Consider the following 23,930-nt stretch of genomic DNA (forward strand, 5'->3'; position numbering starts at 1 on the left):
CCGGTTACGTAACCGGCGCCGCTTTACAGAAGCCACTCTACAGGCAGCCAGTAGGCAAGCCGCACCAGCATCCGCTGCCAGAAGCGGGTTTTGGGTTCCTTTTTATGTACAATTTCCTCCCCATCCTTGCGCTCAATCCAGTTCAGACGCCCCAGCTTGTCCAGCTTTAACTGCCAGGCCTCGTGACGCTGACTGCGTACAAAACGGGTATGGATCAGTCGCGCCAGCACCTCGCTTTCTATAACGAAACCCATTTCTGTGTTGAGCATGGTTGAACGGGGATCAAAATTGAGCGAACCAATAAAAACCTTCTCGCCGTCGATACTGAACGTCTTGGCATGCAGGCTGGAGCCGGAGTTACCGGTGATGCCGCGATCGTGAATGACCGGCACGCCATCCTGGGTCGGCTTAAGTTCATACAGCTCAATGCCGTGGCGTAACAGCTTCTTGCGCCAGCGGGCATAGCCAGCATGCACCACGGCGACATCGTTGGCCGCCAGCGAATTGGTCATGATGGCGACTTTTACCCCTTTGCGCACCATCTGCAGCAGGAGCGCCACCCCCGCCCGGGTCGGGACAAAATAGGCTGAAATAATTGCAATTTGCTCAACCGGCGAACCCATCACGTCCAGCAGGCGCTGGGGCAACAGCGAATGGCGCTTTGCCCGGCCCTGCCCTTTACGCGGATCGTCGCTAAGCAACCGGGTTTTAGCCCAGATCAACGGCAAATTACCGGCTTCCAGGCGGGTGATAAACTCGCTGGACTGGAGTTTATCCAGATAGCGGCGGGTGATATCGTCCCGATACCACTCTTCAGGCGGCTGAATTTTATCTTCGATCTCGGTTTCCGACAGTTCCAGCACCTGCTGGAGCGTGGAGACCGACGCACAGTTCCAGTAGCGTTCAAAGTCATCCGCTACATCCTGCACCACCGGGCCTGTTGCCATCACATCCAGATCGGAGAACAGCGGCTCCTCACCCGCCCCAAAATAGGCATCCCCGATGTTTCTGCCGCCAACAATAGTTACTTCCCCATCCACGGTAAAACTCTTGTTATGCATCCGCCGATTAAGGCGGGCAAAATCGGTGAGATAACCCAGGGCGCGCAGAGTGCGAAACGAGAAGGGATTAAACAGGCGTACAGAAAAATTGGGATGCGCGTCCAACAAGCGCAGGATGGCGTCCAGCCCCTGCGTGTTGTTGTCGTCTAAGAGCAGGCGTACACGCACGCCGCGCATGGCGGCGGAGAGCAGCACGGAAAACAGCAGCCTTCCTGACATGTCGTCTTCCCAGATGTAGTACTGCACATCCAGGGTTTTTTCCGCCATCTCCGCCAGCCGGTAGCGGCAGGCGAAGGCGTCCAGACTGTTATCAAGAGGGAGAAGTCCACAAAGGCCAGGATGTGCAGAACTGACCGGTGCAATAGCGCGTCCTAGTCGCGTGTTATGCGTCGGTTTCCTGTCCTCGTTGGGTAAGCAGTCGCTTGTATAGCCGGGCATTTTCTTCATCATAGCAGACAAAGTATACCCGCTCCGGCAGAGGCTTGCGGGTGAGATAATCCGAAACCGTATTAACGGCGATTTCCGCGGCGGCGGCGCGGGGATAACCGTACACGCCGGTGCTTATCGCCGGGAATGCCAGGGAATGATAACCGTTGGCTGCCGCCAGGTTCAGGCTGTTGCGGTAAGCCTCTTCCAGAATGCGGGCTTCATGATGATCGCCCCCATGCCAGACGGGACCGACGGTATGGATCACCGCTTTGGCCGGCAAATCGCCCGCCAGTGTAATGACCGCCTGGCCCGGCGCGCACTCGCCCTGCTGCTGACGCACCACCTTGCAGGCCTCAAGCAGGGCTGGCCCCGCTGCCCGGTGGATGGCGCCATCCACGCCGCCGCCCCCCATTAATGAGGGATTAGCGGCATTGACGATCACATCAACATGCAGGGTGGCGATATCACCCAGAAAAACTTCAATACGCGAGTTCATATTCAACCTCTGCTGACGTTTTTCTCTTAAGTGTATCGCAGAGGATGGGCCATGTAAGGCCTGTAAACAGAAAACCGCCCCGCCATGGTGGTAATCCACCCGAACGATAGCCCGCGATTTTTCAGGACTGGGGGGTATGTCATGGTGATGGCCACGCGATCCCCGAAGACCGCCGCGCCGTTGACGGGTGCGCATTTTACTTTTCTGTGGGCAGGTTACGGAAATCGTCTGCGATGGAGGCGGAATGATGCAAGGCTCGTCGCGCCCCTTATCGGTAAAAGGGATAACATTGCCGTGGTTAGCGAAGCGGCAGGGAGAGGATTTAAATAGACAGGATACCTGGCAAGACCATCGGGAGGAGCTTCACTGAACATCATCCATGATGAAACAACAGGCCTTAAAACGGGCCGTCGACTGGCATCGGCGATGCCAGTAACATCAGACGCGAGTCAATTTCAGTAACATCAATCCATAAATATAAAGAATATTTCATCCCTTATGCTTTCGACGGCGGCCACTGTTGCGACAGGTGCAGAGATTTACCGTCCGACACCGTGACAATGACATTTATCTTATCGTTGGGTCCAGAGTTAAGGGTCATTCGGGAAAGATTGACCGTTTTATTAGCGGGTAACGAGACGGTATTTTGCTGCCGCGAAGTGCTTTGACCACCGGGTCCGTTGCGCGAAGTGAGAATTTGTACCTGACATAAACAGGGCTCCGTCACCGTGACCTGGGGAATAATGGTCAACATGTCGCCCTCGGTAGCCGTCTGAAAGGTGATCTGACTGCTAAGTGCAGCAAGCAATAAAAGTGTATTCATGATCTTCTCCCAAAAAAAAACAGGGCCTCAGCCCTGTTTTATCGTCGTACGGACGTCAGCTTAGTACTGGCCAGCAGTCACGGTGTTGCCGAAGCCAACCTGAGTGATGTTAGCAGTCGCGCCGTTCATAGTTTGATTCAGCTGGACGTCGTTACGACCACCAGACTGACGAACGTTAGCGGTGAGGTCACGACCACTCCACTGGCTGATAGTTGCCGAGTTACCCTGGCCTCTCTGGTTCAGATCGATTTCGCTGCTATCAGCGCCCTGTGACAGGTCAGCATCGTTACCGAAACCGCTCTGGCTAACGGTGATTTTAGACCCACGAGCGTCGCTTTGCAAAGCGTCTACGTTGTTACGACCACCGTACTGATAAACAGTCAGTGTTTCTGGGCTGATGTTATTACCACCGTTGTTGCCGCCGCCATGATTATTGCCCCATTGTGGAACGGAGCCAGCCATAGCACTGCCAGAAACCACGATTGCTGCAATTACTGCCACTTTTAAAAGTTTCATTGTAAAGCCCCCATCGGATTGATTAATTCGTCATCAAATAACTAGCGTTGGATAACGCGAATTGCCATTTGTGACTGTCTCTGTACTACAACTGCCGTTTTTTGCGTACCGTACTGCGTAATATTCGCTCTGTTACCAGAACCTTTCTGAATAATCATTGCGGTATTACCATATGCACCTTGATTAATACTCGCACTGTTCGAGTTCCCTTTTTGATCAATGTAGGCAAGGTTATAACTGCCTGATTGTTCAATGTTCGCCCGATTATTTCCGCCTTCCTGGGAAACGACAGATAACAATTTTGAGCCCTGCTGGAGAACAGTTGCGTTATTGTTTACGCCCTGCTGTCCAATAATAGCGGCCTGGTTATAAGATGATTTACTCAATTCATTCACCGCAAAATTGTATTCTGAAGCTGCCAAATCAGAGCTAGCGAAAACAAATCCAGGTGCACCCAGTAATGTAAACATTAATAACAAACTGTTCTTCATGTTATCACCCTGGACCTGGTGGTAAAATAACTTGTGTTAACAAGGCTAAATATTTTGTTAACCCGGCGTTACGATGAAGAGTATGTCTGCCGAAACAATTTTAATATCTCACCCGCCAGTTGTATTTTTATTTTCCCCGTCACCCCAAAGTATTAAAAAAAATTAAACAGCGTGGCGATACAGCCATTTAACAGGCGACATTTAATGGCGAAAGCCGGGTTTTGGAAATGGATAGAAGAGAAAATCCTGATTTGCCGTTTCGCCTGCCTTGCAGGTGCGCCATCACGATATATCCATGATAGCGTGACAAAGTGCGTGATTTCTTAAGACGTTTACACATTGTAAAAAGAGGCTTAGCGTTTTGACCACGCTCATACCTTCCCGCTAATAACATCAAAACTATAAATTATAGTAAAATCATTAAGATAATATAATTTGTATGATTTTTTAAATGTGTGCATCAATAACTTTGTGTACAACTTTATGATGAACTCTAAGCAATTCATGAACTCATTTTTTACAAGTTAATATTGATTTTTACATCTTGTTACACGTTTAACACTTGCTTTAAAAACCGTAATAGCTAGATTGAAAACAGAAGTTCGCAATTGTTTTTTTATTTTCCCTTACTTCGAGGGATATGGTCTTTCTTCTACACACAGCAGTGCCACATCTGTCAGTACTTCTGGTGCCCCCAATAATATTATTGGGGGCAGCTGCCAGGTGTTTCAAAAAAGGGGTTTCATCATGTTTAATGAAGTCCAAAGTTTTCATGGTCAGACATTATTGTTAGTGACCAAACCTTCTTTGCAGGCGACAGCCTTACTACAGCATTTAAAGCAGAGCCTTACATTGAGCGGAAAATTGCATAGTATTCAACGCTCTTTTGATGACATTACACCTGGCAGTATTATTCTTTTCGATATGATGGAAGCGGATAAAAAACTTATCCAATACTGGCAAGATATTTTAAGCAGAAAAAACAACAATATCCGTGTGTTATTGTTGAATACGCCTGAAGAGTATCCATTCAGAGATATTGAAAGCTGGCCGCATATCAACGGCGTCTTTTATGTCAACGAGGACGAGGCGCGCGTGGTTGACGGCCTGCAGGGCGTTCTGCGTGGGGAATGCTACTTCTCGCAAAAACTTGCCAGCTACCTCATAACGCATTCCGGAAATTATCGCTATAACAGTTCAGAGTCTGCTTTGCTGACCCATCGCGAAAAAGAAATTCTGAATAAATTACGCATCGGAGCTTCAAATATTGAAATCGCCCGTTCGTTATTTATCAGCGAAAATACGGTAAAGACCCATCTTTATAATCTTTTCAAGAAGATAGCTGTTAAAAACCGGACGCAGGCGGTTTCATGGGCAAATGATAACCTCAGGCGTTAACAGTATGAAACGCACAACGAGTTGGATTGCCGCAGCAAGCTTTTGGCTTGCTGCCGGGAATCTGCATGCGGTTGAAGTAGAGATCCCAGGATTGTTAACCGATCACACTGTCTCGGCTGTTGGTCATGCTTTTTATCGTGGCTTCAGCGACAAATGGGAAAGTGACTATCCTGGGAACTTAACGATCAATGAACGGCCCAGTGCGCGATGGGGTAGCTGGATCACCATAACGGTGAATCAGGACGTTATTTTCCAGACCTTTTTATTCCCAACGAAAAGAGATCTGGATCAGAACGTAATCTTCGCTCTGGCTCAAACCGAAGAAGCAATAAATCGTCTGCAGATTGATAAAGCTCTGCTCAGTACCGGCGATTTAGCGCAAGACGAGTTTTAATTCGGAGGCATTCATGCGTGTTGTCTATGCAGTTATTGCTCTACTGCTCATTCCATCATTGAGCTGGGCCGGAAATATGACGTTCCAGTTCCGTAACCCTAACTTTGGGGGAAACCCTAATAACGGCTCTTTTCTTTTAAACTCGGCCCAGGCGCAAAACTCCTATAAGGACCCAAGCGCCGATGATGACTTCGGTATTGAGACCCCAAGCGCACTGGATAACTTTACCCAGGCGATCCAGGCCCAGGTTCTGGGCGGATTATTGACCAACATCAACACCGGTAAACCGGGCCGTATGGTGACCAGCGACTTTATTGTCGATATCGCCAATGCGGACGGACAAATGCAATTAAATGTCACAGACCGGAAAACGGGGAGAACCTCCACCATTCAGGTCGCTGGCTTGCAAAGCAATTCCACCGACTTTTAGACATAGTTGAGATAAGGACAATAATCATGCAGCGCTTTCTCATACTTGTTGCAGTGTGCTTATTGAGCGGTTGTTTAACTGCTCCCCCCAAACAGGCAGCAAAACCGACATTAATGCCTCGCGCCCAGAGCTATCGCGATCTGACCCAGTTACCGTTACCAACGGGTAAGATCTACGTGTCGGTATACAATATTCAGGATGAAACGGGTCAATTTAAACCTTATCCGGCAAGTAACTTCTCCACCGCAGTCCCGCAAAGCGCCACCGCGATGCTGGTCACGGCGTTAAAAGATTCTCGCTGGTTTATTCCTCTGGAACGTCAGGGGCTGCAAAACCTGCTCAACGAACGCAAAATTATTCGTGCAGCGCAGGATAACGGCACCGTGGCGATGAACAACCGTATTCCGTTGCACTCACTCACGGCGGCAAACGTCATGGTTGAAGGCTCGATTATCGGTTACGAAAGTAATGTGAAATCGGGGGGTGTGGGGGCGCGCTACTTCGGCATCGGCGGTGATACTCAGTACCAGCTTGACCAGATTGCAGTGAACCTGCGTGTGGTTAACGTGAGTACCGGGGAAATTTTATCCTCGGTCACCACCAGCAAAACCATTCTCTCGTACGAGGTTCAGGCCGGGGTGTTCCGCTTTATCGACTACCAACGACTGCTGGAAGGCGAAATCGGCTATACCTCTAACGAACCGGTGATGCTCTGCCTGATGTCGGCTATCGAAACCGGGGTCATCTTCCTGATTAACGACGGTATCGATCGCGGTCTGTGGGATCTGCAAAACAAAAACGAAGTGAAAAACGATGTTCTGGTGAAATACCGCGAGATGTCATCGCCGCCAGAATCCTAATAGAAAGCGCATTAAAAAGGCGAGACCCTGGTCTCGCCTTTTTTATTTGCTTAACGCCGTGACGTTTCGCGCGCTGTCTCTGCGCGCCGCCAGCCACAGTCCGCTGTTTTTCATGGCATAGCCAAACACCAGCCCTAACGCCAGCGAAGGCACCACCAGCCGCCAGTCACCCTGCCCTGCAAAAGTGGCGCAGGCACCCATAAAGGTGCCAGGCACAAACGACAGCAGAAGATGCTTTGCCTGGATGCACATCAAAAACGCCACCACGCCGGTCATGACGTAGCCGACGATCTCCAGATGGGGCGCCAGCGCGCTGCCGTGGATGATGATCATCGCCCACGCTACGCCGCTCATCAGCGTACATGCAGAGATAAACAGCCCCTTTACGCCACCCTGCGGGCAGGCGAAATAGGCTGTACAGCCCAGAAAGCCCGCCCAGCTCAGGAGTCCGAGGGAGACGGCAACCCAACCCCATATCCCGGAGAGGATGCCTGTCGTGATTGCAATAGAAAGTAGTATGTTCATGGCGCGCATCTTAGCAGATACGCGGCCATGAAATGAGATCAGGAACACAAAATATGCAAATTGAGATTTGCTGTTACACTCAGAAAGTGATCCAGATCACTCTTCGTTCTCTTCCTGCAGTTCGTCCCACATAGCGGCAATGGCGTCACGGGTCAGCGGTGCCATGGTGCGCCAGAATGGCGAGGTGGCATGGGCCTCGACCTTGCCGAGAAACGCCCCGCACCAGGGTAAAATATACTCACCGAAAAGGGTTTCCAGCGCCTCGTTTTCGTCTTCTGCCGCGTGGTCTTCAATCCAGGAGGCCGCCAGCAACAGTGTGCCGATATGGTCGGCTGGGGTATCGGTCAGCGGCATACCGCGTGAAGAGAGAAACGCACGCACTTCGGCTTCGGTTGCGCCCTCTTCCCAGGCGGAGCGATAAGGCGACACGCGACACTCTTCGCCAACAAAGAGCGCGTTGTAATCAGCTGAAATCTGCTGCATGTCGCAGCTGTTTTGCAGACGTTGCAGCAGCTCATCCTGCTCAAGTGGCCAGCTTTCGGCCAGCTTGCCTTCGCGGACCAGGGTAAACAGCGGCACCAGCAGCGGATCCTGCGGCTGGCGATAATAAAGGGAACCCAGTACGCGACAGAGGATGGAAAACTCGTTCATTTATTTAGTCCATTACACAGTTAAAATTCAGCAAATTCGGGGATTGGCGCCATGCCACGCGACGCCAGAAAATCAAGTAAACGACGAGGCGTTACGTTCAGAATGCGCTCTTCAGGGAAGCCCACCGCATCGAGGATCTTAAGGCACTCGCTAAAATCACCCAGCGTAAAGGCGGTGTGGGAATCAGAACCCAGCGCCACGTAGCCACCGGCGTCACGCACCGCAGCCGCGACTTCACGGCAGTTGTCTTCACTGCCTTTGCGGGAGTGAATAAACGAAGAGTTGTTGATCTCCAGCGCCACGGAATGCTCAGCCGCCGCCCGGGCGACAGCCTGAATGTCGATAGGGTATTTCGGGTTACCCGGATGGCTGATGATATGCACGTTGCCGCTGGCGATGGTAGCAATCATTGCCTCGGTATTGGTGGCTTTGTCCTGCGGAGCAAATACTGGCTCATGAAAACCGGCAAGGATCAGATCCAGCGAGGTCAGCATCGGGCCGGTACAGTCAATCTCACCATGGGTGTTTTTGATGTTGGCCTCAATGCCGCGCAGGATCCCTACGCCATCCACCACCCGCGGCCAGATACGCATATTCACAAAGTGCCAGTAGTGCGGAGCATCTGCCATATCCGGGCCATGATCGGTGATCGCAAAGAGTTTAATGTTCTTTAGCTTTGCCTGGGTGATGTAGTCATGAAGATTGCTGTAGGCGTGAGTACTGGCAACGGTATGCATATGCAGGTCAACGGGGTACATCGTTCTCTCCTCTCGTGTTTCCCAAAGGATAGCAGTTATCCCAGGCGTTTATTAGCAAAAACCCGGCGATGGCCGGGTTTGACTCAGTAACCGCGCTGCCTGTCGACCTGCCCGGTGACCGGCTCGCCTTTTTCCAGCTGAGTGATGGTGCGCGCGATATAAGCCACGGCTTCGGCCGGACGCGTTACTGCCGCCACGTGCGGCGTCATCGCCACCCGCGGGTGCGCCCATAAAGGATTGTCAGCGGGCAGCGGCTCTTTACTGTAGACATCGAGCATTGCGCCTTTGAGTTTGCCGCGCTCCAGCGCCGCCAGCAGATCGGCCTCCACCACATGAACGCCGCGGGCAAGATTCATCAGGTAGCTATTATCCGCCAGCTGATTCAGCAGGCTGCTATTGATAATCCCCACGGTCTCCGCCGTGTTCGGCAGAAGGTTAATTAGCACGCGCGTGCCCTGTAAAAATTGCGGCAGTTCATCCATACCGGCAAAACTGGTGACACCCGGATAGTCTTTGCGCGTCCGGCTCCAGCAGCGCAGCGGGAAGCCCCAGGGTGCCAGCGCCTCGGCCACCTTCGACCCCAGCACCCCTGCCCCGAGGATACCGATGGTGAAATCTTCACGCTGATAATCGGCCAGCGGCTCCCAGCGCGCCTGCTGTTTTAACGCCTGATAGTCGTCAAACCGGCGGAACCAGTGCAGTACCTGACTGGTGGCGTACTCCTGCATCTGCTGCCCCATCCCCGTATCTTCAAGACGAAACAGAGGAATGGATTCTGCCAGCATCTCCGGGTGCGCCTTGAGCTTGCTGAGGATCGAATCTACCCCCGCTCCCAGGGCGAAGACCGCTTTCAGTTTACGCCCTTGCAGCATTTCTACCGGAGGATGCCACACCAGGGCATAATCCGCCGGGTCGTTATCGCCACGTTTCCACTCACGAACCCGTGCGCCCGGCAGCGCCGCCGAAAGCGTTTTTATCCAGTAAGCGTTATCAAATGTCGGGTGGTAAAAAATGATGTCCATTGCGATTGCCTTCTGTTGCGCTGTTTTACGTTCATTTTCAACTGCATCGCAGCATAACAAAATTTGTGCCCTTGGTCGTTGTAGATAAAAGAGGCACTTTCAGCACATTAAGAAATCAGGTTGGTTGAAGTTTGTCTCAACGCGCTAATTTACTGAAAAAGTTGATTGACGTCCGTAAGGCTTTTCCTTACATTAGCGCCCGTCCCAGCAACAACGGGATAACAATATGGTGAGGTGTCCGAGTGGCTGAAGGAGCACGCCTGGAAAGTGTGTATACGGCAACGTATCGAGGGTTCGAATCCCTCCCTCACCGCCATATTTAAAGAAGAGCTCGCATGAAAATGCGGGCTTTTTTTTCGCATGTAGCACGCCTGCGGGAGTGATGAGAACCCTCGACTGAGGGTTCGACAACTGGCGCAGCCAGTTGGACAGCCTGAGCGCGTAGCGAACAGGCTGCCCGTAGGGCGAGCGCAGCGAGTCCATCCCTCCCTCACCGCCATATTCAAGATGAGAGCTCGTACGAAAGTACGGGCTTTTTTCGTTTATATTCTCCCGAAAGGGAGGGATGAGAACCCTCGACTGAGGGTTCGACAACGGGCGACAGCCAGTTGGACAGACCGCGAACGCAGTGAGTGGACTGCCCGAAGGGCGAGCGCAGCGAGTCCATCCCTCCCTCACCGCCATATTTGAAGAAGAGCTCGCATGAAAATGCGGGCTTTTTTTTCGCATGTAGCACGCCTGCGGGAGGGATGAGAACCCTCGACTGAGGGTTCGACAACTGGCGACAGCCAGTTGGACAGCCTGAGCGCGCAGCGAACAGGCTGCCCGCAGGGCGAGCGCAGCGAGTCAATCCCTCCCGGTGCTTAATGCGACACCGTGCGGTCTGGGCCCCTCACCCTAAACCTTTGCCCAAGGGAGAGGGAACAAAGCGCCACCAGGCCTCACTCCTCCACCATCCTCGCATATTCCTCAGTCAAAAAATCCACCAGCGTTCTCACCGAAGGTAACAACCCACGCCGGGAAGGATAGACCGCATGAATAACCTCCCTGCGCGGCTCCCATGCCTCAAGCACTTTAACTAACTCCCCGGACGCCAGCTGCTCCTTGACCATCAAAATCGGCAACTGCACAAGACCCACCCCAGCCATGGCGGCCTCTCGCAGTGCCAGCATGTCGGTGGTGATCAGACGCGGTTGAAAATGGATCTCCGCTTTGGCCCCTTCCGGCCCGCTCAGCGCCCACTTATGAACTTGTTTCCCCTCCCCCATGCTCAGGCCGGGCCAGGCGCTCAGTTCAGACGGCGCACGCGGCGTTCCCAGCCGGGTAAGCAGCTGCGGTGCCGCCACCAGACAATGGCCTCTGTCGGCCAGCACCCGCAAAACCAGATCGCTGTCGTCAAACGGACGCGGGCGAACGCGGATCGCCACATCAATCCCCTCGGCCACCAGATCCACCCGCCGGTTGGTCGCCTCCAGCTGCAGATTAATACCGGGATAGCGCGCCATAAACCTCGCCAGCATCGGTCCGACATGCACATGCAGGAGCGTTACCGGACAGGTAATCCTGACCACGCCGCGGGGTTCCGCCTGCAATGCCGCAACGGCCTCTTCTGCCGCTTCGGCTTCTACCAGCATCGCCTTACAGTGCTGATAGAAGGTATGCCCCACCTCCGTGACCGTAAACTGACGGGTGGTACGCTGGATCAAGCGCACGCCGAGCCGCGTCTCAAGCTGCGCAATCCGACGGCTCAGTTTCGATTTAGGCTGATCCAGCGCCCGGCCCGCCGCCGCGAAGCCACCGTGATCCACCACTTTCACAAACCACACGAAATCATTCAGATCCTGCATAACGCCCTCATAGTTCCATATCAGGAACAGTGCATGTCATTTTCACCGTCTACCGGGATATTAAGCCTGAATATAAGCTAATTACATCGACAGAACATCAGGAGAAGAGGATGAAAAACGTAACAGGTATTTATACCGCACCCCGCCAGCACTGGGTTGGCGACGGTTTCCCGGTGCGTTCGATGTTTTCTTACCAGACCCACGGCGAGCCCCTTAGCCCGTTTTTACTGCTGGACTACGCCGGGCCGTACAGCTTCCCGCCAGATGGAGCAAAACGCGGCGTGGGCGAGCATCCCCACCGCGGCTTTGAGACGGTCACGATCGTCTATTCCGGCGAGGTGGAACACCGCGACTCGACAGGTAAAGGCGGCGTAATTGGCCCGGGCGATGTGCAGTGGATGACAGCTGGCTCCGGCATTCTGCATGAGGAGTTCCACTCCAGCGCCTTTGCACAGCAGGGTGGCGAGCTAAAAATGATGCAGCTGTGGGTCAATCTGCCCGCCAAAGACAAGATGGCGACGCCGGGCTACCAGAGCATCACCAAAAGCCAGATCCCGGTGCTGACATTATCCGATGACAGCGGTGAACTGCGGGTGATCGCCGGACGTTACGAGGAGGTCACCGGCCCGGCGCAGACTCACTCTCCGCTGAACCTCTGGGATATCACCCTGCGTCAGGGCAGCCTTCTGACGCTCACTCAGCCTGAAGGCTGGAGCACGGCGCTGGTTGTGCTGGAAGGCAGCGTGACGGTGAACGGCTCCGCCCAGGCGGGTGAAGCGCAGCTTGTCGTGCTGAGTCAGGAAGGCGAGAAGCTGCATCTGGAGGCCAGCAGCGACGCCAAAGTGCTGATGATGGCCGGAGAACCCCTGAATGAACCCATCGTCGGCTACGGCCCGTTCGTGATGAACAGTAAAACCGAAATTGCAGAAGCTATTCGCGATTTCAATTCCGGCCGCTTCGGCCAGATCTGAACGTAATAAAGGAGAGAACCATGTCGACCCCAGCTAACTTTAGCGGTGCGCGTCCAGTTATTGATGTGAATGATGCTGTGATGCTTCTGATCGACCACCAGAGCGGGCTGTTCCAGACCGTTGGTGACATGCCAATGCCGGAGCTGCGCGCCCGCGCCGCGGCGCTGGCCAAAATTGCCAGTCTGGCGAATATCCCGGTGATCACCACCGCCTCCGTACCGCAAGGGCCAAACGGCCCGCTGATCCCGGAGATCCACGCTAATGCCCCGCATGCGCAGTACGTGGCGCGCAAAGGCGAGATCAACGCCTGGAACAACCCGGAGTTCGTGGCAGCCGTGAAGGCGACCGGGCGCAAGACGCTGATTATTGCTGGCACCATCACCAGCGTCTGCATGGCCTTCCCGTCGATCAGCGCGGTAGCTGACGGCTATAAAGTCTTTGCCGTGATTGACGCTTCAGGTACCTACAGCAAAATGGCGCAGGAGATCACCCTGGCGCGTGTGGTACAGGCAGGCGTTGTGCCCATGGATACCGCAGCCGTGGCCTCTGAGATCCAGCGCACCTGGAATCGTGAGGATGCCGCCCAGTGGGCGGAAGTCTACACGCACATTTTCCCGGCATATCAGTTGCTCATGGAAAGCTACGGCAAGGCGCAAGAGGTGGTGAAGAACAGCGAAGCGCTCGATTCACAGCGTTAATGGTTCGCTCCATGGTCTGAAACCCGTGGAGCTGATTATTGCTTAACCGAACGCGCATTAATGCAGAAAATCTGCTTGACCGATTTAGCCTGACTCCCTATAGTAGCGCCCCGTTGCCCCCGAGAGGAAAGGCAGCAAAACAATATGGTGAGGTGTCCGAGTGGCTGAAGGAGCACGCCTGGAAAGTGTGTATACGGCAACGTATCGAGGGTTCGAATCCCTCCCTCACCGCCATATTTAAGATGAGAGCTCGTACGAAAGTACGGGCTTTTTTCGTTTATATTCTCCCGAAAGGGAGGGATGAGAACCCTCGACTGAGGGTTCGACAACGGGCGATAGCCAGTTGGACAGCCTGAGCGCGTAGCGAACAGGCTGCCCGCAGGGCGAGCGAAGCGAGTCAATCCCTCCCTCACCGCCATATTCAAGAAAAGAGCTCGTACGAAAGTACGGGCTTTTTTCGTTTATATTCTCCCGAAAGGGAGGGATGAGAACCCTCGACTGAGGGTTCGACAACTGGCGACAGCCAGTTGGACAGCCTGAGCGCGCAGCGAACAGGCTGCCCGCAGGGCGAGCGCAGCGAGTCCATCCCTCCCTCACCGCCATATTTAATGAAGAGCTCGCATGAAAATGCGGGCTTTTTTTTCGCATGTAGCACGCCTGCGGGAGTGATGAGAACCCTCGACTGAGGGTTCGACAACTGGCGCAGCCAGTTGGACAGCCTGAGCGCGTAGCGAACAGGCTGCCCGTAGGGCGAGCGCAGCGAGTCCATCCCTCCCTCACCGCCATATTCAAGATGAGAGCTCGTACGAAAGTACGGGCTTTTTTCGTTTATATTCTCCCGAAAGGGAGGGATGAGAACCCTCGACTGAGGGTTCGACAACGGGCGACAGCCAGTTGGACAGACCGCGAACGCAGTGAGGGGGCTGCCCGTAGGGCGAGCGAAGCGAGTCAATCCCTCCCTCACCGCCATATTTAAGATGAGAGCCCGCATGAAAATGCGGGCTTTTTTTCGCATGTAGCACGCCTGCGGGAGGAATGAGCTCCCCCGACCAAGTGTTCGACAACTGGCTGTCGCCAGTTGGACAGACCATGAACGCAGTGAACAGGCTACCCGCAGGGCGAGCGCAGCAAGTCCATCCCTCCCGGAGCCAACTGTCACTCCGTGCGCTCTGGGCCCCTCACCCCCGCCCTCTCCCTGAATGGAGAGGGGGCCGACCGTGCCAATATTTTTGTGGGGATTCTCCTCCCCCAGCAGAGAAGAAACAAAGCGCAGCGCCATCAGGCATCTGCCCCGCACAAACAACAAAGCCCGGTTTCCCGGGCTTTGCACACAGCAACAGACTCAATAGTAGGCGTTCAGTGTTCGCTGACAGAGCGCCGAACGCACACAGTCATCTTTCGTAAACTGTACTATCCCTACCATCTCATCCTCAACGAAACGTGCCAACGCATCGCTCAGACCCGATTTTACGCCGGCCGGCAGGTCGCACTGGGTGATATCCCCGTTCACGATCACCGTCACGTTTTCCCCGAGGCGCGTCAAAAACATCTTCATTTGCGCAGCAGTTACGTTCTGAGCCTCGTCGAGAATCACAACTGCATTTTCAAATGTACGTCCGCGCATATAGGCGAACGGCGCAATTTCTACCTTGCCAATTTCTGGTCGCAGGCAGTACTGCATAAAAGATGCGCCCAAACGCTTCACCAGCACGTCATAAACGGGCCGGAAATATGGCGCAAATTTCTCCGAAATATCACCGGGCAAGAAGCCGAGATCTTCATCGGCCTGCAATACCGGGCGAGTGACAATGATCTTATCGACGTCTTTATGAATCAGAGCCTCTGCCGCTTTGGCTGCACTTATCCAGGTTTTCCCGCAACCGGCTTCACCGGTGGCGAAAATCAGCGACTTTCTCTCAATAGCATTCAGGTACTGCGCCTGAGCGTCATTGCGTGCAACAATTGGCGCCATATCCCGGCTGTCCCGCGCCATGCCAATTGCTTCAACGCCACTCATCTGCACAAGCGAGGTGACCGACTCTTCTTCACGCTGTTTATGGCTACGTGAATCCCGTCTCAGCACACGTTTTGCTTCACGACGAGCTTTGATCACTGCTTTTTGTCTTCCCATGGATAGCACCTTGAGTTGTTGGTATTCATCACTCGTACCGGCATCGGTACGATTATGCGAACAAACATCTGAGGGTTGGCTTCCTTCTAAGCCATAGCTTGCTTGGTTAAATGACCCAACCGAATCGCTATGCTCACCATTCGGTGGATCGGAAAAATCAGGATTTACTGGGGAGGGGGAGAATTTTTCGGTGAAGAGATCGCTGCCGGAGTGTGAACCTCCGCGCCGGGTGCTGCGTTTGTTGCCTTTACCTTGTCCAGTTGAGGACCCAACCATTCGCGATCTCCAGAGCGATTCATGATCACTGTAAGGTTTACCGCTTTCTTAATGTAAGTACATCAGGATTTAGCATGAATGCAACATTATTTTTACCTGAGTGCAACTTTTAAGATTCGCCTGACAGCGTTAGTTAGTCTGCTATGGGAATATTACAGAATTATAACAAGAGTTTAGCGGAACATAAAAATAGGTCCCGCTTATGGGGTAAGCGGGACGGGATTCAGGCTTCGAGCAGCCCCTGCGCAAGCCAGCCGTTTTTATCGCGCACGCCTGGCAGAGCAAAGAAATAGCCCCCGCCAACCGGCTTAACGTACTCCTCCAGCGCTTCGCCGTTCAGGCGCTTCTGCACGGTCAAAAAGCCCTGCTCCAGATCGTGCTGGTAGCAGACAAACAGCAGGCCCATATCCAACTGGCCAGAGTTAGTCACCCCCAGCGAGTAGCTGTACCCCCGGCGCATCATCAGGTTGGACTCGGTCTCCTTTGTGCGTGGGTTAGCGAGGCGGATATGGCTGTCGAGCGCAATGGTCTCGCCGTCAGGATCGCTGGCGTAATCCGGCACGTCGTGCTCGTTTTTCATCCCCAACGGCGCGCCGCTGTGTTTGTCGCGGCCAAAAATGGTCTGCTGCTCCTTGAGCGGCGTGCGGTCCCAGAACTCAACGTGGAACTGGATAATGCGCACCGCCTGATAGCTGCCGCCCACCGTCCAGGCCGGTTCACTCTGGTCGGCCGTTACCCACACCACTTTGTCCATCAGGGGCGCATCCTGGCTGTTCGGGTTGGCGGTGCCATCCTTAAAGCCGAGCAGATTCACCGGCGTCTCTTTGCCTTTGCTGCGCGCGGCGTGGTCAGAGATAAATCCTTCCCGCTTCCAGCGTACACTCAGCAGATCCGGGGTGTGTTTAATCAAATCGCGCAGCGCGTGAATCACCGTATCCTGAGTGTTGGCGCAGATCTGGATCAGCAGATCGCCGTGGCACAGGGCCGCATCCAGGGAGTCATTCGGGAAACGCACCATCTTCTGCAACGATTTGGGTTTTTGCGCGGCGAGACCAAAGCGATCGTCAAACAGCGAGGCCCCCAGCGATACCGTCATGGTCAGGTTATCCGGGGCAATATAGGCACCCAGGATCCCCGAGTCCATCGGCGGCAGACGCGGGTTCTGCGTATCGGGCGCCGGGCCGCCGGTGGTCAAAAATGCAATGCGCTGCGTCAGAAGGCGGAACAGACGTTCCAGTTCGCTTTTGTCGCTGGCCAGTACATCAAAGGCCACCAGCATCATCGACGCCTGCTGCGGGGTTAAGATCCCCGCCTGATGCTGACCGTAAAACGGCTGCGTCTCCATCCACGCATCCGGGGAGAGCGTGCCCGGGGCACTCTGCGGTTTTGCCGCATGCGCCACCGGGCAACCACCCGCCAGGGCGAGAGCGCCGCCAAGCGCCCCTACCCCTTTTAACAACCGACGTCGTGAAGGTTCAGCCACGTCGTACTCGTCATGCTTGTTCATCTACTTAGTCCAGACCCAGTACGCCACGCAGCTGAGCCAGATCTTCCGCCAGGGTGGTGATCGGCCCTTTCAGGGCATTACGGTCAGCATCGGTCAGCTTGTCGTAGGTTTCAAACCCGTCTTTGGTGCGGTATTTCGCCAGAATAGTGGTGACCTTCTTAAAGTTGGCATCCACTTTCGCCAGCAGAGCGCTGTTATCTTTTTGCAGCTGTGGACGCAGCAGGTCAACGATCTTCTGGGCACCTTCGACGTTCGCCTGGAAGTCCCACAGGTCGGTATGGCTGTAGCGATCTTCTTCCCCGCTGATTTTGCTGGCGGCCACTTCTTCAATCAGCCCAGCCGCGCCACCCACGACTTTTGACGGCGGGAAGGCCAGCTCGCTGATGCGTTTTTGCAGCTCCAGCACGTCGCTGTTCAACTGCTCCGCGTATTGCTCCATCCCTTTGGTTGAGTTATCGCCAAACAGCGCTTTCTCCAGGCGGTGGAAACCGGTGAATTTCGGATCGGCGGCTTTCTGCTCGTAGTCATCCTCACGGGCATCGATGCTGCCATCCAGGTCAGAGAACAGCTCGGCGATAGGCTCGATGCGCTCGTAGTGCTGGCGGGTTGGCGCGTACAGCGATTTAGCTTTTTCGATATCGCCTGCTTTCACGGCGTCGGTAAAGGCTTTTGTGCCGGCAACCAGATCCGCGGTCTCTTTGGTCACGTAGGCTTTATAGGCGGTGATGGCATCGCCCAGGCTCAGCAGCGCGTCGCCTTTGGCGGCGTCGGCGGTGGCAGCGCCTTTAACAATCAGCTTGCCTTTCGGGTTGGTCAGCAGGCCGCAGGTCATGTCGTATTCACCCGGCTGCAGGTTGGCAGTCATCTTCTGGCTGAAGCCCGGCGCGATGTTCTCACGCTCTTCCACCACCATGACCCCTTTGAGGATCTCCCACTCCAGCGCTTTCTGGCTGTGGTTCTGGATGATGAACTGGGTTTTACCGCTGTTGACCGTGATGGTCATCGGCTCACACTGTTTATCATTGACGGTAACTTTAACCTGCGGAACATCCGCGGCCTGTGCAGCGAAGGCAGACGCAATCAGCGCTGCCACGCCAGCCTGTAACGCACTGCGACGAAATTGAATTGCCATGACCCTTCCCTTTAACAAGTATGTTGTAACTATACACGTCACCCTGCAAGCTACCCCTGCATTGGCTTCGTTTGCTCACCCCAGTCACTTACCTGAGTAAGCGCCTGGGGTGCCTCAGCCTTGCCGACTGGATGCAACGTGCATGATTTTGTAGACATAATAAGCACTTCAGGACGCGGTATGCGACGGCTGCGTGCCTGGCCGCGATGGCATGAAAAACAGCGCCAGCGCCGGAATGAGATAGATGAAATAGACAGCCACTTCACTGACGCTCGGCGTCTCCTGATAACCGAAGATCCCTTCCAGCAGGGTGCCGGTCAGCGAATGGGTGGTCAGGACGTTACTGAGATCGAACGCCACATCCTGGAAGTGGTTCCACAGGCCCGCCTCATGGAAGGCGCGGATCGCCCCGGCGGCCAGCCCGGCGGCTACCAGCAGAATAAACAGGCTGGTCCACTTGAAGAAAACGCCGAGGTTAAGACGGATCCCACCCCAGTAGAGCAGGAAACCGAGCACCACCGCGGTTGCCAGACCCAGTACCGCGCCGAGCGGCGGCCAGATCCCGACATCCTGCTGGAAAGCAGCCAGCAGGAAGAAGACCGACTCCAGCCCTTCACGCGCCACGGCGAAGAAGACCATCATGATCAATGCCCAGCCGTGGTGATTGCCCTTTGCGAGGGCGCTATCCACCGCCTGTTCCAGCTGAACCTTAACGTTACGCGACACTTTGCGCATCCAGAACACCATCCAGGTGAGGATCACCACCGCAATGACTGCGACGATGCCTTCAAACAGCTCCTGCTCTTTTTGCGGGAATTCCCCGGTGGTTTCGTTAATCGCAATCCCCAGACCGAGACAGAGGGCGGCCGCCAGGAAGACGCCAATCCACATCACCCCAATCCAGCGACCACGCTGGGTTCGTTTCAGATAGCTGGCGATCAGGCTGACAATAAGGGCCGCTTCGAGGCCTTCACGTAACATAATGAGAAATGGAACAAACATGCCGACACCTTAAATGTTTATCACGGTCAACTGATGCAAAGAAAGGTAAATTCTTGTGATAGTGATTATCATTACGGCAATAAGAAATACAAGCGAAATATGCTGCATTTTGATGACAGGATGTAAACCCATAAGGGAAATATAATCACCACAGTGACTAAAAGGTGAATAAGTTATCACGCAAAAGTTCATTTACGGTTAAAGCAGGCTGTGGCTAAATATGCGCCTCATTAATCTGCTGAAAATCAACTATGTATCAATTCCTGCACTTTCTGCTGGCGCTGGTGGTAATCCTTGCGCTGGCCTGGCTGGTCAGTTTTGACCGCCGTCATGTTCGCATTCGTTATGTCATCCAGCTTATTGTCATTGAAATTGCGCTGGCGTTCTTTTTCCTCCACGCCGAAAGCGGTCTGTTTGTTATTCAATACGTCTCGGGCTTCTTCGAGTCATTACTGAAATATGCCGCCGAAGGAACCAACTTTGTATTTGGTGGGATGGGTGAAAAAGGGCTGGCGTTTATTTTCCTCGGTGTGCTGTGCCCGATTATCTTTATTTCTGCGCTGATCGGTATTCTGCAACACTGGCGTATTCTGCCGGTGATTATCCGCGTCGTCGGCACCCTGCTGTCGAAGGTAAACGGCATGGGCAAACTTGAATCCTTTAACGCCATCAGCTCCCTGACGCTGGGCCAGTCGGAAAACTTCATTGCTTACAAAGGGGTGTTGGGGGATCTCTCCTCCCGCCGTCTGTTTACCATGGCCGCTACCGCGATGTCGACCGTCTCACTGTCGATCGTCGGAGCCTATATGACCATGCTGGAGGCTAAATATGTGGTCGCGGCGCTGATCCTGAATATGTTCAGCACCTTTATAATTCTCACGGTGATTAACCCGACCCGCCCGGAAGCGGAGCCGGAAATTAAGCTTGAGAAGATGCATGAGTCTCAGAGCTTCTTTGAGATGCTGGGCGAATATATTCTGGCCGGATTCAAAGTGGCGATGATTATTCTGGCGATGCTGATCGGTTTTATTGCCCTGATCAGCGCCGTTAACGCCCTCTTCTCTACCGTGTTCGGTTTAAGCTTCCAGCAGATTTTAGGCTATGTCTTCTATCCGCTGGCGTGGCTGGTAGGCATTCCGCTGAGTGATGCCCTGCACGCGGGCGGCATTATGGCGACCAAACTGGTGGCGAACGAGTTTGTGGCGATGATTGAGCTGCAAAAAATTGCGGCGCAGATGACCCCGCGCGGGCTGGGAATTCTGTCGGTGTTCCTGGTCTCCTTCGCTAACTTTGCCTCTATCGGCATCGTGGCCGGGGCGATTAAAGGGCTGAACGAGAAACAGGGCAATGTGGTGTCGCGCTTTGGCCTGCGCCTGGTGTACGGCGCCACCCTGGTGAGCCTGTTGTCGGCGAGCTTTGCGGGATTGGTGTTGTAGTTAGTTGCCCGGCGATGTTTGCCGGGCCAATAACGTCAATGCAAAACGGCTACTCGGGTTATTGCCAGCCAGTTAAGCAATTCGATATTTCTAAATGAGTGAAGTGGAAAAGTTCCGTTCACTAAAGCACCTCTGCTTTATGCCCCCTCCGCTGCGGTGAACGTGCCAGGGGGGCTCGCCGCCTCCCCCCTGGCTACCCCGGCTCCTGGCAAAGAAAATCGCCGCTTCGCGGTGCACTCAGCTTATTCCTTCAGGCTTTCGGGCCGGGCATAGCCTGCATCCCTGCAGGCTATGCCCTCTCGGCGCGTCCCTGCGCCTCGCCCCGGCCTTACGGAAACGCTTCGTCGATTTTCAGCCGGATTCACGCTCCCTCACGCTTCGCAGTCGTCTGAAAGGGGCACCGGTGTTGAGTCCCCGCTGAAACCGGCGAACCGGAGACCGGATGACAAGGGCTGGACGCCAGGGATGGCGGCCAGAGGCGAATCGAGACAGGATGTCGAGTTGAGCCGACCGCAGGCAGCCGGTCGGGAGGTGAGCGCAGTGCGAAGCACCGGTTTCATTGCGGGGCCGCGGGGATTGACAAGGGGGGCCCGGCGGCCCCCCTTGTCACGTTCACGGGTTGTGTAATGCCATGTTCTGCTGAACATGAGGTGAACGGAACAATCCGCCGGACTTAACTGGCTGGCATTACAACGCGCATTGCCGTTTTTGAATTAATCCTCTCACCTTGGGTGAGGGCAACAGGCCACACAGCATCACCTCAAAACTGCACGCACACCGGCTGGTCGACGCGCATCACTGACTCCTGAGCAAAGCGCTGCTTATAGATGCCGCGCAACGCCTCGATATTGCTTTCGCTCCGGGCATCTTTGCCGTGGATGAGCATCAGCGCCTTACTCGACTCGCGCGCCACTTTTCCGTCGTTACCCAGCCATTGCCCACGCGCCTCAAACACCGTTAAGCCATCACGAAAACGCGGGGTGACGTCCTGGTCAACAAACTGCTGCCACTCCTGGCCGGTGATCGCCTCCCCTGCCGGACGGTTCAGGCCAAAATAGAGCGTGGTCTGCTGCATCTGGTTATCGGCTTTGCAAGTGTTATCCGCTGTGCTGTGCGATGGGGCGTTGCATCCTGCCAACAGTAAAAGCGCACCCGCCATCAGCCCTGTTTTGATTATCATTGTTCGCTATCCTCATTGTTATTTGCCCTTCATGCTTCACGCTGCATGTGCGTTGGCTACGCACCGTCACCCCAGTTACTCACTTATATAAGCGCCTGAGGATTCACGTCCTTGCCACCTTCCTGCGACGCGAAGTATTCAGGGGCAACCCACAGCGATATCAACGTAAATCACGGATTTTGGCAAGAAAAAAGCCGGGCATGCCCGGCTTAGATTACGAAGGTAAGGGTTCTCCCTCTCCTTCATGGAGAGGGAGAAAACACATTATTCCGCCTGTAACTTCGTTGGCGGCGCGGTGTGGTACTGCGCATCCGCTTCCGCAAAGCGTTTCTGCATCGCGGCAGACGGCGCTTTACCCAGCAGGCTGAAGACCACAATCCCGATGCTGGCGAAGATAAAGCCTGGAATGATTTCGTACAGCCCCAGCCATGCGAACTGTTTCCAGACGATAACGGTGACGGCACCAATAATCATCCCCGCCAGCGCACCGTTGCGGGTCATGCGTGACCACATAACCGAGAACAGCACCACCGGACCGAAGGCCGCGCCAAAACCTGCCCAGGCGTAGCTTACCAGGCCCAGCACGCGGTTTTCCGGGTTAGCCGCCAGCGCGATGGAGACCAGCGCCACCACCAGCACCATAGTGCGCCCGACCCACACCAGCTCTTTCTGGCTGGCGCTTTTACGCAGGAATGCTTTGTAGAGATCTTCCGTGATGGCACTGGAGCAGACCAGCAGCTGGCAGCTCAGGGTGGACATCACTGCCGCCAGAATTGCAGAGAGCAGAATACCGGCAATCCATGGGTTGAACAGGATCTGCGTCAGCTCGATGAACACGCGCTCGGCGTTCTGGTTCACCGCACCTGCCAGCGACGGGTTGTTGGTGAAGTAGGCAATACCGAAGAAGCCGACTGCACAGGCCCCGCCCAGACAGAGGATCATCCAGGCCATGCTGATACGACGGGCATGAACGATGGTGTGGTGAGAGTCTGCCGCCATAAAGCGCGCCAGGATGTGCGGCTGGCCGAAGTAACCCAGCCCCCAGCCCATCAGCGAGACAATCGCCACAAAGTTCAGGCCTTTCAGCATATCGACGTTTTCGATGCTCTTCTGCTGGATCACTGCCAGAGAATCACCCAGGCCGCCCACGGAGAGGATCACAATCACCGGGGTCAGGATCAGGGCAAAAATCATCAGGCTCGCCTGCACGGTATCGGTCCAGCTAACCGCCAGGAACCCGCCCACAAAGGTGTAGAGGATGGTTGCCGCAGCACCCGCCCACAGCGCGGTCTCATAGCTCATGCCGAAGGTGCTTTCGAACAGACGCGCCCCGGCCACGATCCCGGAGGCACAGTAGATGGTGAAGAACACCAGGATGACCACCGCAGAGATAATACGCAGCACCCGGCTGTTATCTTCAAAACGCCCGGTGAAGTAGTCCGGCAGGGTCAGGGCGTTATTGTTGGCTTCGGTATGCACGCGCAGACGCCCGGCCACCAGCTTCCAGTTAATCCATGCCCCCACGGTCAGACCGATGGCAATCCAGCTTTCAGAGATCCCGGAGATGAAGATAGCGCCCGGCAGCCCCATCAGCAGCCAGCCGCTCATATCCGATGCGCCCGCCGAGAGCGCGGTGACGACCGGCCCGAGGCTACGCCCACCCAGAATATAATCGTCAAAGTTTTTGGTAGAACGCCATGCAAGGAACCCTATCAGGATCATGCCAAAAATATAGATAAGAAATGTCACCAGCATCGGTGTGCTAATTGCCATTTAAATACTCCGCAAAAATGTTCGACAGCCTTCCCGGCAGTCTTTATTCCACCCCCGGAACGAGGGGGTGATGATGTGTGTTTGTGTTGGCCGCGCGTATCCTGCCGTATGCGCTGCTCTGAC

Annotated in this window: 23 protein-coding genes, 2 tRNA genes and 4 other RNA genes; 13 read left to right on the plus strand and 16 right to left on the minus strand. The window is 54.6% G+C overall.

The features are described 5' to 3' along the window. Positions 1 to 23 precede the first annotated feature (23 nt). The 5 genes from C3F35_RS02980 to csgB all read right to left on the minus strand — a co-directional run bounded on the left by C3F35_RS02980 (position 24) and on the right by csgB (position 3,816). Positions 24 to 1,508, minus strand: coding sequence for a phospholipase D family protein (locus C3F35_RS02980; protein ID WP_164530092.1), 1,485 nt, complete (start codon positions 1,506 to 1,508; stop codon positions 24 to 26). Next, entirely contained in the window at positions 1,444 to 1,986 is a 543-nt protein-coding gene (gene ymdB, locus C3F35_RS02985; RefSeq protein WP_103792942.1) for an O-acetyl-ADP-ribose deacetylase, read from the minus strand. The genes C3F35_RS02980 and ymdB overlap by 65 nt, the downstream gene beginning before the upstream one ends. Before the next feature lie 496 nt (positions 1,987 to 2,482). Beyond that, positions 2,483 to 2,809, minus strand: a complete 327-nt coding sequence (gene csgC, locus C3F35_RS02995; protein WP_103792944.1) for a curli assembly chaperone CsgC — start codon at positions 2,807 to 2,809, stop codon at positions 2,483 to 2,485. Between the two features lie 60 nt (positions 2,810 to 2,869). Continuing rightward, positions 2,870 to 3,325 carry a curli major subunit CsgA gene (csgA, locus tag C3F35_RS03000; protein ID WP_103792945.1) on the minus strand — a complete coding sequence of 152 codons (456 nt, stop codon included), beginning with the start codon at positions 3,323 to 3,325 and terminating at the stop codon, positions 2,870 to 2,872. A gap of 41 nt (positions 3,326 to 3,366) precedes the next feature. Then, positions 3,367 to 3,816, minus strand: coding sequence for a curli minor subunit CsgB (gene csgB, locus C3F35_RS03005; RefSeq protein WP_032617502.1), 450 nt, complete (start codon positions 3,814 to 3,816; stop codon positions 3,367 to 3,369). Positions 3,817 to 4,563: 747 nt separating this feature from the next. Here csgB and csgD point away from each other — a divergent pair. Genes csgD through csgG form a run of 4 tightly spaced genes read left to right on the plus strand, consistent with a single transcriptional unit; the run spans position 4,564 to position 6,898 of the window. Continuing rightward, entirely contained in the window at positions 4,564 to 5,214 is a 651-nt protein-coding gene (gene csgD / locus C3F35_RS03010; protein ID WP_032617501.1) for a biofilm master transcriptional regulator CsgD, read from the plus strand. A gap of 4 nt (positions 5,215 to 5,218) precedes the next feature. After that, on the plus strand, positions 5,219 to 5,608 hold the full coding sequence (gene csgE, locus C3F35_RS03015; RefSeq protein WP_032617500.1) for a curli production assembly/transport protein CsgE: 390 nt from the start codon (positions 5,219 to 5,221) through the stop codon (positions 5,606 to 5,608). 13 nt (positions 5,609 to 5,621) lie between these two features. Further along, the gene (gene csgF, locus C3F35_RS03020; protein WP_059308287.1) at positions 5,622 to 6,038 is read left to right on the plus strand and encodes a curli production assembly/transport protein CsgF; all 417 of its coding nucleotides are present in this window, start codon (positions 5,622 to 5,624) and stop codon (positions 6,036 to 6,038) included. A 26-nt stretch (positions 6,039 to 6,064) separates the two neighbouring features. Next, complete coding sequence (gene csgG, locus C3F35_RS03025) at positions 6,065 to 6,898, plus strand: curli production assembly/transport protein CsgG (protein ID WP_032617498.1); 834 nt, start codon at positions 6,065 to 6,067, stop codon at positions 6,896 to 6,898. Positions 6,899 to 6,940: 42 nt separating this feature from the next. Here csgG and C3F35_RS03030 read toward each other — a convergent pair whose 3' ends face one another. From C3F35_RS03030 to ghrA, 4 genes are all read right to left on the minus strand, one after another. After that, positions 6,941 to 7,423: a DUF1097 domain-containing protein gene (locus C3F35_RS03030; RefSeq protein ID WP_206535073.1), complete on the minus strand. Its 483-nt coding sequence runs from the start codon at positions 7,421 to 7,423 to the stop codon at positions 6,941 to 6,943. A 96-nt stretch (positions 7,424 to 7,519) separates the two neighbouring features. Next, the gene (locus C3F35_RS03035; protein ID WP_032617497.1) at positions 7,520 to 8,074 is read right to left on the minus strand and encodes a TorD/DmsD family molecular chaperone; all 555 of its coding nucleotides are present in this window, start codon (positions 8,072 to 8,074) and stop codon (positions 7,520 to 7,522) included. A gap of 20 nt (positions 8,075 to 8,094) precedes the next feature. Next, a complete protein-coding gene (locus C3F35_RS03040; RefSeq protein ID WP_103792947.1) occupies positions 8,095 to 8,832 on the minus strand; it encodes a phosphatase in 738 nt (245 codons plus the stop codon). A gap of 83 nt (positions 8,833 to 8,915) precedes the next feature. Continuing rightward, entirely contained in the window at positions 8,916 to 9,854 is a 939-nt protein-coding gene (gene ghrA / locus C3F35_RS03045; RefSeq protein ID WP_103792948.1) for a glyoxylate/hydroxypyruvate reductase GhrA, read from the minus strand. 228 nt (positions 9,855 to 10,082) lie between these two features. Here ghrA and C3F35_RS03050 point away from each other — a divergent pair. Together C3F35_RS03050 and C3F35_RS03055 are read left to right on the plus strand one after the other, a co-directional pair. Then, positions 10,083 to 10,170, plus strand: a tRNA-Ser gene (locus C3F35_RS03050). A 228-nt stretch (positions 10,171 to 10,398) separates the two neighbouring features. After that, positions 10,399 to 10,537, plus strand: a non-coding RNA gene (locus C3F35_RS03055) — RtT sRNA. A gap of 258 nt (positions 10,538 to 10,795) precedes the next feature. Here the strand turns inward: C3F35_RS03055 and C3F35_RS03060 are convergent. After that, on the minus strand, positions 10,796 to 11,701 hold the full coding sequence (locus C3F35_RS03060) for a LysR family transcriptional regulator (protein WP_032610807.1): 906 nt from the start codon (positions 11,699 to 11,701) through the stop codon (positions 10,796 to 10,798). A 110-nt stretch (positions 11,702 to 11,811) separates the two neighbouring features. On the opposite strand from C3F35_RS03060, the gene C3F35_RS03065 reads away from it, so the two are divergent. From C3F35_RS03065 to C3F35_RS03090, 6 genes are all read left to right on the plus strand, one after another. After that, a complete protein-coding gene (locus tag C3F35_RS03065) occupies positions 11,812 to 12,672 on the plus strand; it encodes a pirin family protein (protein ID WP_103792949.1) in 861 nt (286 codons plus the stop codon). 20 nt (positions 12,673 to 12,692) lie between these two features. Continuing rightward, positions 12,693 to 13,370, plus strand: a complete 678-nt coding sequence (locus C3F35_RS03070; RefSeq protein ID WP_103792950.1) for an isochorismatase family protein — start codon at positions 12,693 to 12,695, stop codon at positions 13,368 to 13,370. Between the two features lie 146 nt (positions 13,371 to 13,516). Further along, positions 13,517 to 13,604, plus strand: a tRNA-Ser gene (locus C3F35_RS03075). Positions 13,605 to 13,649: 45 nt separating this feature from the next. Then, positions 13,650 to 13,788, plus strand: a non-coding RNA gene (locus C3F35_RS03080) — RtT sRNA. Positions 13,789 to 13,833: 45 nt separating this feature from the next. Then, positions 13,834 to 13,972: non-coding RNA, RtT sRNA (locus C3F35_RS03085), on the plus strand. A gap of 228 nt (positions 13,973 to 14,200) precedes the next feature. Next, a non-coding RNA gene (locus C3F35_RS03090) (RtT sRNA) lies at positions 14,201 to 14,339 on the plus strand. Between the two features lie 373 nt (positions 14,340 to 14,712). Here the strand turns inward: C3F35_RS03090 and phoH are convergent. From phoH to efeU, 4 genes are all read right to left on the minus strand, one after another. Beyond that, on the minus strand, positions 14,713 to 15,501 hold the full coding sequence (gene phoH, locus C3F35_RS03095) for a phosphate starvation-inducible protein PhoH (protein ID WP_032617494.1): 789 nt from the start codon (positions 15,499 to 15,501) through the stop codon (positions 14,713 to 14,715). A 499-nt stretch (positions 15,502 to 16,000) separates the two neighbouring features. After that, positions 16,001 to 17,284: an iron uptake transporter deferrochelatase/peroxidase subunit gene (efeB, locus tag C3F35_RS03100; protein WP_103792951.1), complete on the minus strand. Its 1,284-nt coding sequence runs from the start codon at positions 17,282 to 17,284 to the stop codon at positions 16,001 to 16,003. 4 nt (positions 17,285 to 17,288) lie between these two features. After that, complete coding sequence (gene efeO, locus C3F35_RS03105) at positions 17,289 to 18,416, minus strand: iron uptake system protein EfeO (RefSeq protein WP_077226846.1); 1,128 nt, start codon at positions 18,414 to 18,416, stop codon at positions 17,289 to 17,291. A 168-nt stretch (positions 18,417 to 18,584) separates the two neighbouring features. After that, positions 18,585 to 19,418 carry an iron uptake transporter permease EfeU gene (gene efeU, locus C3F35_RS03110; protein WP_032617491.1) on the minus strand — a complete coding sequence of 278 codons (834 nt, stop codon included), beginning with the start codon at positions 19,416 to 19,418 and terminating at the stop codon, positions 18,585 to 18,587. A gap of 251 nt (positions 19,419 to 19,669) precedes the next feature. Between efeU and C3F35_RS03120 the strand changes: the two genes are divergently transcribed. Continuing rightward, entirely contained in the window at positions 19,670 to 20,854 is a 1,185-nt protein-coding gene (locus tag C3F35_RS03120; protein ID WP_032617490.1) for a NupC/NupG family nucleoside CNT transporter, read from the plus strand. A 760-nt stretch (positions 20,855 to 21,614) separates the two neighbouring features. Here C3F35_RS03120 and C3F35_RS03130 read toward each other — a convergent pair. Then, on the minus strand, positions 21,615 to 22,034 hold the full coding sequence (locus C3F35_RS03130; RefSeq protein WP_103792952.1) for a DUF3574 domain-containing protein: 420 nt from the start codon (positions 22,032 to 22,034) through the stop codon (positions 21,615 to 21,617). A 264-nt stretch (positions 22,035 to 22,298) separates the two neighbouring features. Next, positions 22,299 to 23,807 (minus strand): sodium/proline symporter PutP, encoded by a 1,509-nt coding sequence (gene putP / locus C3F35_RS03140; protein WP_103792954.1) that lies wholly within the window; start codon positions 23,805 to 23,807, stop codon positions 22,299 to 22,301. Between the last annotated feature and the right edge of the window lie 123 nt (positions 23,808 to 23,930).

It is taken from the genome of Leclercia sp. LSNIH3 (genome assembly GCF_002935105.1).
Classification (GTDB): Bacteria; Pseudomonadota; Gammaproteobacteria; order Enterobacterales; family Enterobacteriaceae; genus Enterobacter; species Enterobacter adecarboxylatus.